This is a genomic window from Sphingobacterium sp. UT-1RO-CII-1 (assembly GCF_026711005.1).
Classification (GTDB): domain Bacteria; phylum Bacteroidota; class Bacteroidia; order Sphingobacteriales; family Sphingobacteriaceae; genus Sphingobacterium.
Map to the genome: position 1 here is coordinate 1 of NZ_JAPPVJ010000006.1, position 18,109 is coordinate 18,109.

Genomic DNA, 18,109 nt, shown 5'->3' on the forward strand with positions numbered 1-18,109 from the left:
AGCCCCGCACAGGAATAGCCCTGTCTAAGCAAGATCTAAGCCCCGGCTACAACGAAAAAACAACGGACTCTAGCGGACTTCCACGCATATTAACGGACTTTAACGCACTTTAAAAGGAAACCGGAGTCATATAAAAGAAAAGAACAAAAGATACTCCCCTAAAGAAGCAATGTACAAGATAGGCAATTAAAAAGACAAATGCCATCCAAACAACAACTAAACATAATTGCTTAAAACATAAACAGCACCACTTATTAATCTATAATAGATAAGGTCTATTTAAAACACATTTTCTTACGCCAAAGTATGGCGTAAGAGAACGGTTCAATTCTATTTCCTAAAATTTGGTAAAAAGCCTGCTACAATTCCGATTAAAGGCAAATAAGCACAAATATGGAAAACGTATATAATACTTGTTCTATCAGCGAGCCAGCCCAAAACTGCAGAACCTAAACCTCCCATTCCAAAAGCAAAACCAAAAAACAATCCCGCAATAAGGCCCACTTTACCAGGCATAAGATCAGTAGCATAAACTAATATAGCGGAAAAAGCAGATGAAATGATAACCCCAATTATAATTGCCATCACCACAGTCATTGTCAAATCCATATGTGGTAATAGTAATGTAAATGGTGCTGCTCCTAAAATAGACACCCATATAATTAATTTTCTTCCATACTTATCCCCTAGTGGCCCTCCCAAAATAGTCCCAGCAGCAACAGCAGCTAAAAAAGCAAATAAATAAATCTGAGATTGCTGAACGCTCACATCAAACTTATCAATAAGATAGAAAGTAAAATAACTAGTCATGGACGCCATGTAAAAGTATTTTGAAAAAATCAATAACAACAAGATAACAATAGAGGTTGTAATCTTGGATTTACTCAAAGCATTACTAGAGACTTCAACACTACCTTGTACTGCACTTACAGGCTTCGGTTGCATATTCACTTTATACCAATTCCCTACTATCGTTAATATAACTATTGCTAAAAGAGCAAAAAGACCAAACCAACGAATATAAGGCTGTCCATAAGGAACTATAATTGCGGCCGCCATTAATGGTCCTATCGCACTGCCGGCATTACCCCCTACCTGAAAAATAGATTGCGCTAAACCTTTCTTCCCTCCCGACGCTAGCTGTGCAACACGTGAAGCTTCTGGATGAAAAATAGATGACCCCATCCCCACAAAACAAACAGACATTAAAATCATCAAAAAACTATTTGCAAATGACAATGACAATAAACCAACTAAAGTGATCCCCATCCCAATAGCTAGGGATCGAGGGTTAGGATTTCTATCGGTATAGTAACCAACAAACGGCTGTAACAGTGAAGCCGATAATTGAAACACAAGTGTTATCAATCCGATTTGAGTAAAAGTCAGATTAAAACTATCCTTTAAAACAGGATAAACCGACGGAATAACGGACTGTAAAAGATCATTTAAAAAATGTCCAAAACTAATAGCAAACAAAATACTGTAAACCGTTCCTTTAGTTAGTTGATTTGCCGTAGTGGCAGAGGCTGATTTCATTATATTTATCTATATTATATAACACCAATCGGTACACGATCAGTTATTTTTTTTAAAAGAGTTAATCACACCACAGTTATAATCTGCTTCAAAACACTTAATGTTCTTTTACTATCCTGCTGCTTAATGCCTAGGCATAACATTTCATGTAACTCGTGTGTCAATAAAAAAGAACTCGTATCTGCAAACTGCTGCATAAACGACTCCACAACATACACAGAAGATGCCCGATACAACTCTGCCAAAATATTATTCCCACATGCATCAGCAATAGCTTGATGAAAATTCACATCAGCCTTAATAGCTGCAACAACATCCCCTTCTTTAGCATATTTATAACGTTCAACTAAAGCAGCTTCCATTTTCTCAAGATGTTCGTTCTTTCTATTCAAAACAGCTTTTTCAGCTATTCGCATCTCCAATAAATGACGCACTTCAACCACATCTAACAAATTAGCACGCTCAAATTTATCGAACAAGGATTCCCTACCGACCACACAAGTAACAAAGGTTCCTACCCCTTGCCGAACATCTAAAAAAGCGGAGTTCACTAGTATTTTAATAGCTTCACGGATTGTAGATCGCCCCACACCGAATGTATTCATGAGCTCAGGCTCTGCGGGCAATTTCATACCTAAGGCATAATCTCCCGCCTTTATATGTAATCGAATACGATCAGCTACCTGCTCAGCTAAAGATTTTCTTTTCAACATAAGTCATCTGATGATATGATGTTTGCAAAGCTAATAATTCTCTACTATTCTCCAAAAGCAATTTCCTTTTTTACACTTAAAAAATTATCCATTCCCTTTCCCTAGAGATTAAGAAAAAAACACATATACAAGTACACCAAACCTAACAGCTTCAAATTAAGTATCAACAAAACCAAAAGTGGGATGAAAAAAAACCTAAATTTGCCGAAAAATCATCTACTATATACTAAATGCGCAAACAAGTCATTTTAATCCTAGCCTCTATAGGCACATTTGTAGAAGCTCTCGACATAGCTATCATCAACTTAACTATTCCAACTATACAAGAGCAGTTTAATATCACAAACGACACTGTACAATGGCTACAAACGCTCTATGTGCTTTTTTTTGGAGGCTTTTTAATCATTGGCGGAAAGCTGGCAGACCAAGTCGGCAGAAAAAAGATGTTTATTGGTGGAGGCGTTTTATTTATGCTTGCTTCATTGGGAGCGGGTTTGTCAGAAAACTTCGAAAGTTTGGCCCTGTTTAGAGCTCTTCAAGGCTTTGCCGCCGCCCTCGTTATGCCAGCCTCTTTATCTTTAGTAACCCATACCTTTCAAGAACCTAAAGAGCGAAGCCGAGCTGTCGGTATATTTAGCTCTTTTGCAGCCATTGGCTCAGGTAGCGGATTATCAATTGGAGGAATAATTAGCACCTATTGGAGTTGGCACTGGGTCTTTCTTATCAATGTACCTATACTAGCCATTACTCTTTTATTGTCTATTTATTATATTCCTAAAGACGAAATAAAACAAGATGATTTAAAAACAGATTATTTCTCCGGATTTCTGCTCGTCATCAGTTTACTGTTATTGACTTTTGGTGTTCAAAAACTAAACAGCTTTCAAGAAAATCCCTATCTAATTAGTTCAAGCTTGTTTATAGGAGCTATATTCCTTCTTTTAGCAATTCATCGTATCCGTACTTTAGAAAACCCACTGATCGACCCTTCTATTTTTAAAGAAAGATCAGTTGTGCTATCTAACGTAGGTTTTTTCTTCCTAGGAGCAATGTTTGTAGGCTTCCTCTTTTCTATTTCCCTGATGCTACAAAATGATATGCATCACACATCTGCAGCTGCAGGTTTGATGCTTGTTCCTTTCAGCATTCTTTCGGCATTAATAGCAAAGTTCATTCTTCCCCTTATTATAAAACGTATTGATCCTCCAAAAATGGGCATACTTGGTATGTCGTTCATGGTAGCCGGCAACTTACTGCTTTTACTAGCTACCTACTTGGGGCACCCGTTAATCATTGTTTTATTAGCAGCTGCCTGTATTTCCGGAATTGGTATGACCATTTGCTTTACAAGCTTATCCGTACTTGGCGTACGTGATATATCTCAAAAAGATTATGGGCTTGCATCTAGTTTAACAAGCACAACGTACTTCTTAGGCGCAGGAATAGGTCTTTCGTTTATAACCTTCATCAGCCAATTTTTTCCGTCAAATCTAGCGGTCAGCCCATTCAGCTTGCTTGTTTTAACATCTTACGCACTTTGCGGACTGATTTTACTTATAGATTTTACAAAAAAAGACCAACACGACAGCAGATAAAAGAACAACAACTGTATTAAATTCAATACGTTAACACTAATTATGTCCCTCTTATAGGGCAACTATTATCTTTCTTAGTAGATTAAAGATAATAGTTGCCCTATATTATGTTCCTCCGAACCACACTACCCGCACTTTACTCGACAAACATACATCGGCCACTGATAATCAACAAAATGGCACATCATTTGCAAATGTATGTATTCATAATTTAGGTTAATAATTGGTTTAGGAGCTTCAAAATCGCCCGATTTTAAGCTCCTTATTTTTTCAATCATGTACAACGGTAACCAAAAACTTAGTATATTCATATCCATATTGATAAACTTACTTGATTATAAAACACCATATCCCAGTATCTTATACAATGAAACAACGACCTACTTATATCATTTATCTACTACTTTTCTTTGTAATTGTATCGACAAATCAACCTATAAAAGCACAGAACCGCCCAAATATCATACTTGTTCTCACAGACGACTTGGGCTACTCTGATATAGGCGCCTATGGAAATCCATCTATTTCTACACCTTTCCTCGACTCCATGGCATACGAAGGTGTAAAAGCGACACATTATGTAGTAATAAATCCTACTTGCACCCCCTCTCGCGCAGGTTTATTAACAGGTCGTTACCCTACAAGGTATAATTTAAACGACCCCATAGGTCCTGGATCAAAACTAGGTCTACCAGATGAAGAAATAACAATCGCCGAAGTACTAAAGACAAAAGGTTATAATACCGGCATTATTGGAAAATGGCATTTAGGAGATCAACATTCCTATCACCACCCGAACGCACAGGGTTTTGACTACTTCTATGGCATGCTATACAGCCACGATTACCGTAGCCCTTATGTACAAACGGATACAGTCATGAAAATATTTAGAAACCGCTCAGTAGAAATCACTCAGCCGGCAGATTCCGATCTGAGCAAACTCTATCATAAAGAAGCTATGCAGTTTATCAATCGTCAAAAGGCCAATGAACCATTTTTTCTCTATTACGCTCATAATTTCCCACATCTGCCAATAGCTCATGGAATCAATAAAGACCCCGATTCAAACGAGCATCCAGCAGGCCCTTTGGCAATAGTCCTTGAAGATTTAGATACTAAACTATCACAATTGTGGACAGAAGTACAGCGTCTAGGATTCGAAGAAAACACTATCTTTATCTTCACCAGCGATAACGGCCCCTGGATTGAATACCCATCGCGCATGTCCGATGATATGGTCACTAAAAACTGGCATGTGGGCACTGCTGGTATGCTCAGAGGATCTAAAGCTCAAACTTATGAAGGAGGTATACGTGTCCCTTTCATTATTTCGGGTACACAGCAAATTGCCAAGAAAAAGACAATAAGATCCGCTATAAGTAACCTCGACCTATTACCCACGATAATTGACTGGACTTCCGCCTCTTTTGAACAGTCCGAAATTTTAGATGGGCAATCCATAGCTGATTTACTTTCGGGGGAAATAACCGAACAAAATTTTAAACACAGACCTATTTACGTCGTTAATCACGGTATACCTGAGGCAGTTAAGCTAGGCAACTGGAAGTATAGAGAGGTAGAAGCAGGCGTCAATAACAATTCTGGAAAAGCATATACCGCTGCAAAGGAGCTTTTTAACGTTGCAGCAGACCCATCAGAACGAAGCAATGTTATTCTTGACTACCCTGAAATAGCAAAAGAACTCAAAGCTTTATTCGACGCATTCGATGCTTATCCTAAATAAAAAACACGTTTAAGTCAAGTCCACAAAAGAGGCATTAACAGCCCTTGCCAGATCATCTGCAGATAAGACAAGTTGGAGGCCTCTTTTACCAGCACTGACAAAAATAGAATCATAATTTCTAGCTGTACTATCAATAAACGTGGGGAATAACTTTTTCATACCTAGTGGCGAACACCCTCCCCTCACATAACCTGTAACAGCAAGGAGATCTTTCATAGGTATTAACTCACATTTTTTCACGGTTAATACCTTTGCCATCTTTTTCAAGTCCAGAGTTTTTCCTCCCGGCACTATCGCAACAGTATAAGAGTTCGTATTATCTTTCACTACCAATGTTTTAAAAATCAAATTCGGATCTACTCCTTGATTTTCTGCAACATGAACTGCACTTAAATCATGCTCGTCTACCTCATATTCCTTAAGCTGATAAGTAATATTACGACTATCCAACCATCTTACTGCATTTGTTTTAACTGTTGCCATCCTCAAATATAAGCTAGCCTAATACAACATCCAAACTCATCATCACAACAAACCCCAAACTAAAGCCCAATGTCGCAAAATCTGAATTATTGTTTTGCTGGGCTTCCGGTATAACCTCTTCAATTACCACAAAAATCATCGCTCCAGCCGCAAAAGCCAAAGCATATGGCAATATCGGAGTAAAAAAACCCACTGCCACCGCACCAAGAACTGCAGCTATCGGCTCCACAACGGCCGAAAGTTGTCCATAGAAAAAGCTTTTCCTACGGCTCATTCCCATTCTTCTTAAAGGCATAGCTACCGCGATTCCTTCTGGCAAGTTCTGCAGTCCGATACCTATAGCTAAAATCACAGCGCCAGCAATACTAGCCTCTGGCATACCAGCCGCTACTGCCCCAAACAAAACCCCTACTGCTAATCCCTCAGGAATATTATGTAAGGTAATAGCTAATACAAGAAGTGTTGTTCGCTGCCACGGAGACTTCACTCCCTCCACCTGCTTAAAATTAACATGAAAATGAGGCATCAACTTATCCAAAAGAAATAAACTTCCTACCCCTAATAAAAAACCGACAACAGCTGGCATAACTTGTACAAACCCATCCCCCTCTGACATTTCAATAGCAGGAATTAATAAACTCCATATACTTGCAGCAACCATTACACCACCAGTAAAACCCAACATTGTGTCGAGAAAATTCCGATTCATTGTTCTACAGAAAAACACCACAGCAGCACCTAAGGCTGTTAAAAACCAAGTAAAAAGAGAAGCATAGAATGCCGCCAAAATGGGGTCTATCGTGCTTAAATAAACTACTATACTATCCATCTATTAAAATCATATTTTCTAAATCAAATCCTACATAGAATTTGATCCGTGAAACAAAAATATAAAGTTAGCCTATTCTAACAAAATATTTTTCAATAAATATTATTAGACCATACTTACAATACTTACATTTGAATATGATTTCTAACACCGAAGAGAATTATTTAAAAGGTCTATTTATGCTTTCTGTAACAAAAGGCGAGGCAAACGTAAATGAACTTAGTAAGCTTTTAGACATCAAAATGCCCACTGTAAATAGCATGATGAAAAAACTAGCAGAGAAAAAGCTAGTTATTTACCAAAGCTACAAGCCAATCAAACTAACTGAAGAAGGAAAAAAAGCAGCAGCACTTATAGTACGTAAACACAGACTCACAGAAATGTTTTTGGTAGAAAAAATGGGGTTCGGCTGGGACGAAGTACATGAAATTGCAGAACAAGTGGAGCATATTCAATCTCCATTATTTTTTAAAAAAATGGATGAAATATTAGGTCATCCTAAAATAGACCCACACGGCTCCCCCATTCCAGACAAGGATGGCAATATCGATAACCCAAACTACCATCAGCTTAATGAGTGTGAAGTGGGGCAATCAGTTATCTTAAAAGCTGTACGACTTTCTTCTGACACTTTTTTAAAATTTTTAAACGCCCATCAAATGTCCTTAGGTACCATTATCACTATCACAGCTAAAGAAGAGTTTGATGGCAATATGACCTTAAGCTACGGCGATCAAAAATCACAAGTATTCAGCTATAAAGCATGTGAAAGACTTTTAGTGGAAAAACAATAACAAAAAAAACACTAACCATATTAGCTTTTAGTCTTCTAATCGGATATTATTCACAATTTAAAAAAAACACTTATCATTCTTTATGAGAAATATACTCTTCTTGCTAGCAACTTTATCACTTTATAGCTGTAAAGACACCTCATTAACTATTGCAGATATATTAGCTGAAAACGAAATAAAAAAAACAGAGGTACTTGATATTTTATCAAACACCTACCTAAATACTACAAAAATTTATTATAACAATAGCGATACTGTACACCTAGTAAATTATCGCGAAGCTTTTTTACACCTGGATACAGCTAATAAAAAAGCGGTTTTGACGACAACAGAACCCTCTTCCAAAGTGGACAGTAATATAACAGAGTCGTATAAAAAAAAATGGTTAAAACTAAAGGAAATAGAAGACAAAAATTATCCCGAAGATGAACTAAAGGCTAGATTAGACATTTCAGCAAGAAATAGTGATAAAGAAATTCTGCAATACATTAAATCTTCAAAAAATATCCAAGAACGGTTTGCCTATAAAATTGCCAAAGATGGAGGCATTTTCCGAGCCTACAGCAATGTAAATAACTTAAAAACTAGTGATAAAAATATTGATTTTAAAGTCGCGACTACTCATCAAGGTCAATTAACCTTAACTCATGATTCTATTAACAACAGCGTTGTCCCATCAACATACTTTAATTACTTAGATAAAAACACGACAGAGATAAAAGCCGCGACGAAAGTACACGTAAGTATTACAACACAAAAAGAGTCAAATCCAGATAACATTTCTTTTCCTATAAGTGGTGATTTTTATATAACAGACACAATATACTACCAAGATAGTAAACACAACGAAAAATATAAAAAAGACTTCAATACAGGTTTTAAAACTGGCAATATATCAGGAAATATACTACAATCTAAAGGAGAAGAACCAAGAGAGTTTACGATAGAAAGAATAGAAAAATATGATATTGTTGTTCTCACATCGCAAAATGCTCTCGAGCCCCTCACCTATTTGCCTTTTCATATTTCGGAGCAAGGGGATAAAATTATATTAACTGCAGAACTAGAAAATGGACAGTCAAATTTACCGATTTTTGAAATACCTTTCGAAAACCAAGAAAACTCTGAGTACGCATCACGCATTATAATTAAAATAAACCTCACTAAGCGTTAAGAAAATAAAACAAGTAAAAAGGCTAGCTGAGTAATATGCTCAGCTAGCCTCCAATTAAATCCCTATATGAAAAGTCATCTACCTAACTTAAAAACGACTAATTAATCAATTTATTATCATCACTTGCCGATTTTAAAATATGATTTTTCAATTCTTGCTCTGCCTGTACCAATTCCTGTTCAACCAGTTTCCTTTTTTCCCTTCCTTCACGTTGAATCTGCAAAACCTGTTCTATTGTTGACACAATATCCTGATTTGCTTTTTTTATCGTCTCTATATCTACTATACCTCTCTCCGTTTCTTTAGCAATATTTACCGTTGTTTCTTTTAACATTTCAGAATTTCGTCGCAACAGTTCGTTCGTAGCATCCGTTACTGCTTTCTGTGCTTCCAGCGCACGTTGCGCATGTGCTATCCCCAGTGTTAATACCATCTGGTTTTTCCATAAAGGAATTGTATTCACTAGAGACGATTGTATTTTTTCCATCAATGCAGAGCTGTTATTTTGAATTAATCGTATCTGCGGTGCAGTTTGTAACACAACCATACGTGTCAGCTTTAAATCATGTATTTTCCTCTCAAAACGCACGACATGCTGCTCCATATCTTTATAAGCCTGCACTTTATTCTGGTCGCCACTACTTTCAGCTTCTGCTCTCATTTCAGGCAAAGTAGTACTATGCACCTCATCTAATTTCTCCTCACCCGCTGCTATATATAAAGATAATTCTTTAAAGTAACTCTGATTCTCAGTAAAAAGTTTATCGAAAATATTAACATCCTTTGCTAGATTTTTATAATGCCCCTCCATCTTTAATTCAATCTGATGGATGTTTTTCTCTACAGATTGATATTCTGTACGCATTCTTTGAAGCTTTTTCTTAACATTATCAAAAAATGGAATCAACGGTTTCTTATTCAATTTCTCATCGAAAGTCTTAATATCTGTTCGCAGATTTAGCAAAATATCTTCCGCCCCTCCCATATCTTTAGTACGAACCTGTTTTAAAATCTCATTTGAAAAATTACTCACTTTCGTCTGACTTCCCACACCAAACTGGATCACATCCATCGTAGACGTTAGATTGATTTTGTCTTTATACTGTTTAACCAAAGCTTTTTCTTCATTAGTTAATTCAATTGACGACTCTTTCTCTTTTCCAGCACCGTCATCAAATGTTGTCAAATCCAGGTTTCCCATATTTATTCGCTTAAAAGATTTCTATTTTTCAATGTTTTAATATATACATCAGTTTCTGCCGATACATCAAGTATGCCTGCTTTAAACTGATTTGTCACTTCATTTTCAATAGCTATTGCAGCTTTATCCAGAACATCAGCCAACTTCTCTTTAGATGCAATTGTTACAGTATTATTTAATTTAGAATTTTCTATTTCATCATACTTCATTAATACACTAACAACCGTAGAATGTCTTACTAGAAAACGCTCTGCTTCCATGTGATCATTCTTTTGCAATAATTGAAACAGATGAATTATCTTATCAATGTTTTGATGAATCGCCCTATTATCAATTTCTTTACGCCAATGCAGAAGACGTTCTACAAACAGTTGAGGTGTATCCAATGTATTTGGCGATAAAACTTTATATCTATTTTTGGCTGATGCCGTAGGTATCCATGAAAGTTCATGAATTTCGGCAAGCTCTAATCGTTGTAAATAAGGTCTGGCTCGGTTAAGTAATAAACCATTACCCAGCACATAAGCCGTGACATACCCCCCAAGTGTTAACAACATTCCCTGCGACAAAGCCCCAAAAAAATATATAAAAGAAGCAAAAAGACCGATTTCCAATAGGAGAAAAGCTATAGCAGTCGCATACCATGACCTAACTTTACTCTTCTTTGCCTGCGAGAGCATAACAAAAGGAAATAAGTGCACGGGAAAAGGAAGAAACACAACAATAGACAAAAATGTCCAGGTCAATTGCCGTAACTCCCATCTTTTAGTTTTTTTTGTAGCAAATCCCATCCTGCAATTTAATTATTTTTTTCTTTATCTTTCCCAATCAATATTCTCATTTTTACAATTGTTATTCCAAGACTCCCCCACATGCCACAATGACCGCCTAAATCATTTTTTAAACAGCACCACTTTAACCGCATCACCTATGCATTGTTCTATTTTCAACCTTTTCCGAAAATAGCATTTGAGCAAGTAGCGCCATAAATGTGAACCCCAACCCTACCATACTCACTCCAGCCCAGCCCATATACTTCCATGCTTGGCCCCCCAGGAATGTCCCCAACGAACCTCCGACAAAATAACTCACCATATAAACAGTATTCAATCGGCTTGTTGCGTTCGTTCGTATAGAAAAATAATCTGTTTGGTTCATAATATGTAAGCTTTGTAATCCTAAATCAATCAACAAAATACCGATGACTAGACCAATATATGTTTCGCCTAAAAAATAAATAAACCCCCAACTGCCTAACAATATAAATAGCGAAACATAAATTATCCTGTTTAGTGAAAAACGCTGATTAAATCGACCTACAAATGCCGCCGACAAAGCACCTACAGCACCTACCAATCCAAAACTTCCCACAACAGATGCGCTTGCATAGAAAGGAGCTCCTTCCATGTGAAACACTAAAGTAGTAAACACTGCAGATAGCGCTCCAAAGCCCATTGCACCACGAAAAGAAGCCAACTGCAGCAAGGGTTCCTTTAATGCCAATTGCCCAACTGAACGCATTAATGCTCCGTAAGTTCCTTTAAACTGCGGTTTTAGTTCAGGGATTAAATAATATACAGCAAACCATACAGCAATAACAATCCCTGCTGCAACTCCAAACATAGTCCGCCAACTCCAAAAATCACCTATAAAACCACTTAGCGTTCGAGAAAGTAATATACCCACTAATAAGCCAGACACCACTACTCCTAACTGGCTTGCCCGTTTATCAACAGGAGATAATTCAGCTACCATAGGCACAAAAATCTGTGGCACCACAGATGTTACACCAATAAAGAAACTAGCCACAAACAACAGCCATATCTCTTTAGCTATCATCATAACTAGCAGAAATAAAAAAGCAAAGATTAAATCAATTAATATTAATCTTTTCCTCCAAACCATATCACCTAAAGGAACAATTAATAACAAACCAGTTGCGTAGCCCAACTGTGTTAAAACCGCTATTTGGCTTACTTTTTCTTCAGTTACAGATAACTCTTCTGCTATAAGCCCTAAAAGAGGCTGATTATAATAATTATTAGCAACAACAAGTCCTGAAACAATTGCCATCGTCCAAAGAACAAGTGGAGTCAAAATTGGCTTAGCGACAGTCATAGCTACAATTTTTTTCATACATGTATCCAAAATTACGATAGTCTATTAAATACGCAAGACCATTCGTACAAAAAAGAAGCAAGCCTGTCAGGTCGACAGGCTTGCTTCTTTTTCAATCTAAACAATAGTATATAATACCTTAATAATGAAACTACATTCTCTTTTTATAAATATATTGTTCTGCTAGCTCTCCTGTTATTTCATTTCCTTCTTGGTCTAAATGAAAAAGCTGGTTCTCTCCTACTTTAAGACGCACTTCTTCGCCTTCACCTTTCAATAAAATAGACGATCCATTGTTAAACCAAGTAAACACTCCTTTATCTGAAAACTTCCCGTCCTTACCTAAGTACTCAGTTTCCATAGTAAATGTACCATCATCCTTTAGTTCAATCATTGTTTTGATCCCTTCACAATCAGCACAGGGAATCGTCCCATCGTATACCCCTGCCCAATCAACAGAGTTCTGTGAAGTATGCGTTGTATCGGCAAAAGCTTCAACATTTGTACTATCCTGTGTAGTTACTTCCTCCTTTTTACTTGAGTTTTGGTTACAAGATGCTAAAACCAGCATCGAAAGTCCGACTAAAAATATCTTATTCATATCTATCTTCTTAATTGAGCTCCTAAAGCTCTGGTTATTTTCATGTAGTAACAAACAAATTCTAAAAATGTTTCAACATTTCAATTAACTTATTATTATTATTATTGCACTTTACCAATTTTATAATATAGCATAATACTACCGGACTGATTATAAATACTTAATTGATTTTTACTTTCTGCATTCTCCATGATGGGCGCTATCCCCCTAGCAAATTGCAGAGTGACACCTAATAATCTTGAAAAAGAAAAATCAACACCAACTTTGACGCCGATGTCTAACTTCTGCATATAATCCCCCTCTAATTCTGCTGTCCCGTAAATATCTTTATCTCTATATTTTTTACCATCGCTCCCCAATCGCTGTATGCTAGCCCCAGTCAGAAAACCAAAGTAAGGCCCACCGTAAAGACTTAAATTTCTCCATCTATGAACCATATTAACTGGAGAAACTACAACAGTCATCCTTCTTAACTGACTAGTATACGCTTCTTTTTCTTTTAGTTCCACTTTAGTATTCAGCATATTAAACCCCACCTCGTGTCTAAACCCCCAACGATCGCCTAATGGCTGCTTCAACCTAAGACCTACGTCTAGACCAATAGCCGCCCTTGACTTGCCATCAATAGCAAACTCTTTTAACCCACTTCCCATTAAACCACTATAATTAACCCCTCCAAACATCCCCCATTCTATGCCATCTGTTTGCCCGTAGCTAAGAAATGCACTCAACCATAAAAGCATTAAAATCATCTTTTTAATCATCACCGATTAATTTTTTTATTAAAATTCAACATTCCAAATTCCAGCTTTTCTTTCTAACTCCACCAACATCATTGCACGATTATACAAAGCTTCTAAATACCCTATCTGCGCCTCGTTGTATGTCCGCTGAGCATCTAGCAATTCTAAAAGACTAGATTCCCCACGCTGATAACTATACACTCTTCCATCCAGCACTTTTTTTGACCTGTCCATAATACCTGATTGATAACGCTCTACCTGCTTTTGCGCAGCCTGATAAGCATACCAAGCCTGCACAACTTCATTCTTAATTTGACTTTCAGCATACGCATAATTATTTTCCGCCTGCTTAACAGCAAACTGTAAAGCTCTCAACTCCCCTTTATTCCTGTTAGAAAACTTCAAAGGAATACTCAAACCAGCAGACAGCGTAGTAGTTGACGGTGTAGGAGCAACAACATTCGAAACTACAGATGTCCCCCCCACTCCTAAAGTTACACCTAGATCAATTGCTCGTTCACTCTTTGCGAGCTTCAAACTTCTTTCTGACACATTAACACTTTTCAAAGCAGCCTGTAAATCACCACGATTTTCTATTCCACTAGATATTAACTCACTCAATAAATAAGATGTATTCAACTTACTAATATCACCTTTCAAAGTTAGCATGACGTCCTGCTCCGTATTCCCCATTAGTAAATTTAATTCCGTGACCGCCATTCTCCATTCGGCGTCCTGCTGAGCCAACTCTACCCATATCCCCTCGGCTTCTACCCGACTTTGCTCTGCTTCTACCTCCATAATTTCACCTAGCCGAAACCTTATACTATCCGCATCAGCTATATCCCTCATACGATCATAAGAGTCCTGATGCACCATAAATAGAGCTTCATTCTTCAATGCTTCCAAATAAGCCAATGTAGCATCTGCTCGAAGATTTTGGAAATAACTTTCCAACAATGAACGTTCCATAGCTAGTTCGCTTTTAGCTAAATCTATGCGCGCTTTCCTTTTTCCTCCCAATTCCACAGTCCACTCCAACTCCGTGGATACTTCATACCCCATCCGCATACGCCTTTGACCATTATCAGTAGCGCTTACCGAAAACTCAGGATCAGGAAACACTCGCGCTGCAATCACCTCCGCTTCAGCTATGCCTACATTAAACTGTTCTGCAATATATTCCTGATTATGCTTACCAACTTCACTTATAAAATGTGCATAATCTACTATCTTACTATTACTTTGAGCAACTACTGTCTGCATTGTCATAAGACTCAGTAAATTCCCCAAAACATATATATTCAACCAATTTTTCATGATTATTTGTTATACAACTATAAATTACAAAACCTCAATTTTACGTATTGACTTTCCCTATGCCTACGTATTTTATATACAACACCTCTTTGCCTGGTCTCTACTGCGAGCAGATCAAACTTTTCCGCTTCTGCTAAGAGCAAGCTAGTGTCAAATTAGTCCTCCTTATTCGCATATTCGTTTTTACGTTCTACCAAATAGTATAAAGCTGGTAACACATATAAAGTCACCACTGTCGAGAACATTAAACCATAGACAATTACAGTCGCAAGAGGACGTTGAACATCACTGCCTATTCCCGTCGCTAAAGAGGCCGGCAACAAACCTAAAACAGCAACTGTAGCAGTCATTAACACAGGCCTAAACCTATTCTCAGCACCGTTAATTACGGCCGGCAATAGGGACTGACCTTTTCTTCTCAGCTCATTAATGTAAGATATCATGATAACTCCATTCTGGATAGCAACACCAAATAAAGCGATAAACCCAACTGCCGAAGATACATTAAGAGTCATACCTCTAACATTCAAAGCCAACATTCCTCCAAAGATTGCTAAAGGTACAATACCCATTAATAAACCAGCTTGTTTAACTTTACCGAACGCCATATATAGCAATAAGAACATAATTGACAGTGCTAAAGGAACTATAATAGCCAAATGACCGTACGCCCGTTGTTGATTTTCAAATTGTCCTCCCCAACTCAATTTATAATGCTCATGATCATATTGCACTTCCTCTTCAATCTTATCCTGCGCTTCTTTCAAGAAAGACGATAAATCTCTTCCTCTCAAATTTAGCTTAACCGTCAAGTGTCTTTTATTCATTTCACGTGAAATAGTACTCTCGCCTGTATTTAGTTTCACATCACACACTTGTGACAAAGGCACCTTGGCCCCCTCACTATTAGTTAGCATCAGATTACTAATTTTTTCTGGTGTATTTCTACTATCTTCCTCATAGCGACAGGTAATATCGTACATCTTATCCTCCACAAAAATCTGAGAAATCGCCTTCCCTCCCATAGCAACCTCTATCAACTCTGACACATCACTTACATTTAACCCATATTGTGCTATTTTGTTACGGTCGGCAGATATCTGTATCTGTGGTAATGGTGGCTCTTGGTCAATATCTAAATCTACAGCCCCCTGTACTGTTTTCAACGTACTCACCACTTCCTCTGCAATACGTCTCGTTTCTTTAAAATCATCACCATAAACTTTCACAACCAACTCACTATGTGCACCCGACACCTTATCCATAACCCCATCTATCATGGGTTGAGAAAATGCTACAGAATACCCCGGCATCTTAGCATACACTTCAGCCATTTCATCAATCAAGTCTGCTTTTCTTTTACCTGATTTCCATTGCTTATACGGCTTCAACCCTATACTACACTCAAAGTGAGAAGGAGTCCAAGCGTCAGTTCCGTCATCATTTCGTCCAGCCTGTACCATTATATATGTTACTTCCTCAAACTCTAAAGTCACTTTACGAAGTTCATCACTCATCTCTTTTGATTTCTCTACCGTTATGCCGGGAGGTAAGGAAACTTGTAACCAAATTGACCCTTCATCCAATGGCGGTAAAAAATCTTTCCCCACATGCATCGTTAATCCCACTGCGCCTATCAGTACAAAAACGATCGGCAATAACACTTTCTTAGGCTTATCCATAATACTTAAAATATGCTTATGATAGCCTCCCGTCAATTTTTCTAGCCACCTATTATGAAATGGCTTCTGCGGCTTTTTATAAATCACATAAGCCAATCCTGGGATCAACAATAAAGCAACTAATAAAGCTCCTAACAAAGCATAACCTACTGTAAAAGCCATAGGTGTAAACAGCTTTTTCTCAACCCGTTCAAAAGCAAACAAAGGCAAATAAGCTGTAATAATGATAATTGTAGAAAAGAAAATAGGTTTAGCCACCTCTTTAACACGGTCGGCCACACCTTTTACAGTGAGCTCTTCCTCGGGTTCATCTTCCCTCTTTTTCAAGATTGTTTCCATCATTACAATTGCACCATCCACTATAATACCAAAATCAATAGCACCAAGTGACAAAAGATTAGCTGGTATATCTGTGAGCTTCATCAGTATAAAAGCAAATAATAACGAAATTGGTATTGTAATTGCGACTAGTAATGCTCCTCTCCAACTTCCCAAAAATAATATCAAAACGATAATAACTAAGCTTACCCCCTCCAGTAAAGTTGTCGATACAGTCTCTAAAGTCGTTGACACCAAATCCCTTCTATCTAAAAATGTATGAATTCGAACCCCTTTAGGTAAAATATGGTTATTCAACTCTTCCACAGCTTCATGTACGCCATCCAGTACAATTGACGGATTTTGTCCCTTTAAAAGTAGGACGATTCCTTGTATATTATCTGAATAATCAACCCCTCTCTTGTCCGAATATCCTAACGCTCCTTTCCGCTCTAGATTCCCATACTTTAGCTTACCCAAATCCTGTAATAATATAGAGCTACCATCCACTGTTTTAACAACAATATGCCCGATATCATCCAGGTTTTTAACTAAACCAATACCCCTCACTACGTATGCCTGATCACCTCTATCAACAACACTCCCTCCTGCATTACTATTATTACTTTCAATGGTTTCAATAACTTCTGATAGCGAAATATTATACTGTTCAAGTTTTTTAGGATCCAACTCTACTTGATACTGCGTAGTTATTCCTCCAAAATTAGTAACCTCAGCGACTCCCGATACTTGATTTATACGAGGTATAATCGTAAAATTCTGCAGATCGGTTAATTCACGCAAATCATGTGTTTCACTTTCTAATATATAACGGTACACTTCCCCTGTAGGCGAAGTTAAAGGATCCAAGCCTGGTTGTGCATCATATGGCAACTCTACTTCCAATAAACGCTCCTGTATCCGTGCTCTAGCAAAATAATCATCCACACCATCATCAAAAACGATAGTCACCATCGACAAGCCAAAGGTGCTTCTACTCCGCATCACATGCATACCTGGCAACCCATTAATTGCCCGCTCTATAGGTATAGTGATCTGCTGCTCCATTTCTTCTGCCGCCAACCCTGGCACCTGGGTCACGATTTGGGAAGTTACATCTCCAATATCAGGATAGGCCTCAACAGAAAGTTTTGTCCAGGATAGATAGCCAAAAACTACCAGTAAAATAAATAAAGTACTGATCAACCACCTTTTCGCTATTGTCGTTTCAAAAATATTTTTTTTCATATCCCCT

General features: G+C 37.5%; 15 protein-coding genes. 4 read left to right on the top strand and 11 right to left on the bottom strand.

Annotated elements, in window-relative coordinates; all coding sequences use genetic code 11:
* Nucleotides 1-330: 330 nt before the first annotated feature.
* Both ORI89_RS13720 and ORI89_RS13725 read right to left on the bottom strand, forming a co-directional pair.
* Nucleotides 331-1,539: an MFS transporter gene (locus tag ORI89_RS13720; RefSeq protein ID WP_268231066.1), complete on the bottom strand. Its 1,209-nt coding sequence runs from the start codon at nt 1,537-1,539 to the stop codon at nt 331-333.
* Nucleotides 1,540-1,604: 65 nt separating this feature from the next.
* Nucleotides 1,605-2,252 carry a FadR/GntR family transcriptional regulator gene (locus tag ORI89_RS13725; protein ID WP_268231068.1) on the bottom strand — a complete coding sequence of 216 codons (648 nt, stop codon included), beginning with the start codon at nt 2,250-2,252 and terminating at the stop codon, nt 1,605-1,607.
* A 230-nt stretch (nt 2,253-2,482) separates the two neighbouring features.
* Between ORI89_RS13725 and ORI89_RS13730 the strand changes: the two genes are divergently transcribed.
* Together ORI89_RS13730 and ORI89_RS13735 are read left to right on the top strand one after the other, a co-directional pair.
* Nucleotides 2,483-3,847, top strand: a complete 1,365-nt coding sequence (locus ORI89_RS13730; protein ID WP_268231069.1) for an MFS transporter — start codon at nt 2,483-2,485, stop codon at nt 3,845-3,847.
* A gap of 367 nt (nt 3,848-4,214) precedes the next feature.
* Nucleotides 4,215-5,591, top strand: a complete 1,377-nt coding sequence (locus ORI89_RS13735; protein WP_268231070.1) for a sulfatase-like hydrolase/transferase — start codon at nt 4,215-4,217, stop codon at nt 5,589-5,591.
* A gap of 9 nt (nt 5,592-5,600) precedes the next feature.
* Here the strand turns inward: ORI89_RS13735 and ybaK are convergent, their stop codons facing one another.
* Nucleotides 5,601-6,074: a Cys-tRNA(Pro) deacylase gene (ybaK, locus tag ORI89_RS13740; protein ID WP_268231071.1), complete on the bottom strand. Its 474-nt coding sequence runs from the start codon at nt 6,072-6,074 to the stop codon at nt 5,601-5,603.
* Nucleotides 6,075-6,087: 13 nt separating this feature from the next.
* On the bottom strand, nt 6,088-6,903 hold the full coding sequence (locus ORI89_RS13745; RefSeq protein ID WP_268231072.1) for a ZIP family metal transporter: 816 nt from the start codon (nt 6,901-6,903) through the stop codon (nt 6,088-6,090).
* Nucleotides 6,904-7,040: 137 nt separating this feature from the next.
* Here ORI89_RS13745 and ORI89_RS13750 point away from each other — a divergent pair, with 137 nt between their 5' ends.
* Both ORI89_RS13750 and ORI89_RS13755 read left to right on the top strand, forming a co-directional pair.
* On the top strand, nt 7,041-7,697 hold the full coding sequence (locus ORI89_RS13750) for a metal-dependent transcriptional regulator (protein ID WP_268231073.1): 657 nt from the start codon (nt 7,041-7,043) through the stop codon (nt 7,695-7,697).
* Nucleotides 7,698-7,779: 82 nt separating this feature from the next.
* The gene (locus ORI89_RS13755) at nt 7,780-8,871 is read left to right on the top strand and encodes a hypothetical protein (RefSeq protein WP_268231074.1); all 1,092 of its coding nucleotides are present in this window, start codon (nt 7,780-7,782) and stop codon (nt 8,869-8,871) included.
* Nucleotides 8,872-8,968: 97 nt separating this feature from the next.
* On the opposite strand, the gene ORI89_RS13760 is transcribed toward ORI89_RS13755, so the two are convergent.
* The 7 genes from ORI89_RS13760 to ORI89_RS13790 all read right to left on the bottom strand — a co-directional run bounded on the left by ORI89_RS13760 (nt 8,969) and on the right by ORI89_RS13790 (nt 18,102).
* Entirely contained in the window at nt 8,969-10,072 is a 1,104-nt protein-coding gene (locus ORI89_RS13760) for a toxic anion resistance protein (RefSeq protein ID WP_268231075.1), read from the bottom strand.
* A gap of 2 nt (nt 10,073-10,074) precedes the next feature.
* Nucleotides 10,075-10,863: a hypothetical protein gene (locus ORI89_RS13765; protein WP_268231076.1), complete on the bottom strand. Its 789-nt coding sequence runs from the start codon at nt 10,861-10,863 to the stop codon at nt 10,075-10,077.
* 133 nt (nt 10,864-10,996) lie between these two features.
* Nucleotides 10,997-12,208 (bottom strand): MFS transporter, encoded by a 1,212-nt coding sequence (locus ORI89_RS13770; protein WP_268231077.1) that lies wholly within the window; start codon nt 12,206-12,208, stop codon nt 10,997-10,999.
* A 133-nt stretch (nt 12,209-12,341) separates the two neighbouring features.
* Nucleotides 12,342-12,791: a copper resistance protein NlpE gene (locus tag ORI89_RS13775; RefSeq protein WP_268231078.1), complete on the bottom strand. Its 450-nt coding sequence runs from the start codon at nt 12,789-12,791 to the stop codon at nt 12,342-12,344.
* A 101-nt stretch (nt 12,792-12,892) separates the two neighbouring features.
* Entirely contained in the window at nt 12,893-13,555 is a 663-nt protein-coding gene (locus ORI89_RS13780; RefSeq protein WP_268231296.1) for a porin family protein, read from the bottom strand.
* Nucleotides 13,556-13,573: 18 nt separating this feature from the next.
* Nucleotides 13,574-14,854 (bottom strand): TolC family protein, encoded by a 1,281-nt coding sequence (locus ORI89_RS13785; RefSeq protein WP_268231079.1) that lies wholly within the window; start codon nt 14,852-14,854, stop codon nt 13,574-13,576.
* Nucleotides 14,855-15,009: 155 nt separating this feature from the next.
* Nucleotides 15,010-18,102, bottom strand: coding sequence for an efflux RND transporter permease subunit (locus ORI89_RS13790; RefSeq protein ID WP_268231080.1), 3,093 nt, complete (start codon nt 18,100-18,102; stop codon nt 15,010-15,012).
* Nucleotides 18,103-18,109: the final 7 nt, after the last annotated feature.

Coding starts and splice junctions, on each gene's coding strand:
- ybaK (WP_268231071.1), bottom strand. CDS start 6,074: ATGGCAACAGTTAAAACAAATGCAGTAAGATGGTTGGATAGTCGTAAT.
- ORI89_RS13765 (WP_268231076.1), bottom strand. CDS start 10,863: ATGGGATTTGCTACAAAAAAAACTAAAAGATGGGAGTTACGGCAATTG.
- ORI89_RS13750 (WP_268231073.1), top strand. CDS start 7,041: ATGATTTCTAACACCGAAGAGAATTATTTAAAAGGTCTATTTATGCTT.
- ORI89_RS13770 (WP_268231077.1), bottom strand. CDS start 12,208: ATGAAAAAAATTGTAGCTATGACTGTCGCTAAGCCAATTTTGACTCCA.
- ORI89_RS13755 (WP_268231074.1), top strand. CDS start 7,780: ATGAGAAATATACTCTTCTTGCTAGCAACTTTATCACTTTATAGCTGT.
- ORI89_RS13720 (WP_268231066.1), bottom strand. CDS start 1,539: ATGAAATCAGCCTCTGCCACTACGGCAAATCAACTAACTAAAGGAACG.
- ORI89_RS13730 (WP_268231069.1), top strand. CDS start 2,483: ATGCGCAAACAAGTCATTTTAATCCTAGCCTCTATAGGCACATTTGTA.
- ORI89_RS13790 (WP_268231080.1), bottom strand. CDS start 18,102: ATGAAAAAAAATATTTTTGAAACGACAATAGCGAAAAGGTGGTTGATC.
- ORI89_RS13735 (WP_268231070.1), top strand. CDS start 4,215: ATGAAACAACGACCTACTTATATCATTTATCTACTACTTTTCTTTGTA.
- ORI89_RS13780 (WP_268231296.1), bottom strand. CDS start 13,555: ATGATTAAAAAGATGATTTTAATGCTTTTATGGTTGAGTGCATTTCTT.
- ORI89_RS13785 (WP_268231079.1), bottom strand. CDS start 14,854: ATGAAAAATTGGTTGAATATATATGTTTTGGGGAATTTACTGAGTCTT.
- ORI89_RS13760 (WP_268231075.1), bottom strand. CDS start 10,072: ATGGGAAACCTGGATTTGACAACATTTGATGACGGTGCTGGAAAAGAG.
- ORI89_RS13725 (WP_268231068.1), bottom strand. CDS start 2,252: ATGTTGAAAAGAAAATCTTTAGCTGAGCAGGTAGCTGATCGTATTCGA.
- ORI89_RS13745 (WP_268231072.1), bottom strand. CDS start 6,903: ATGGATAGTATAGTAGTTTATTTAAGCACGATAGACCCCATTTTGGCG.
- ORI89_RS13775 (WP_268231078.1), bottom strand. CDS start 12,791: ATGAATAAGATATTTTTAGTCGGACTTTCGATGCTGGTTTTAGCATCT.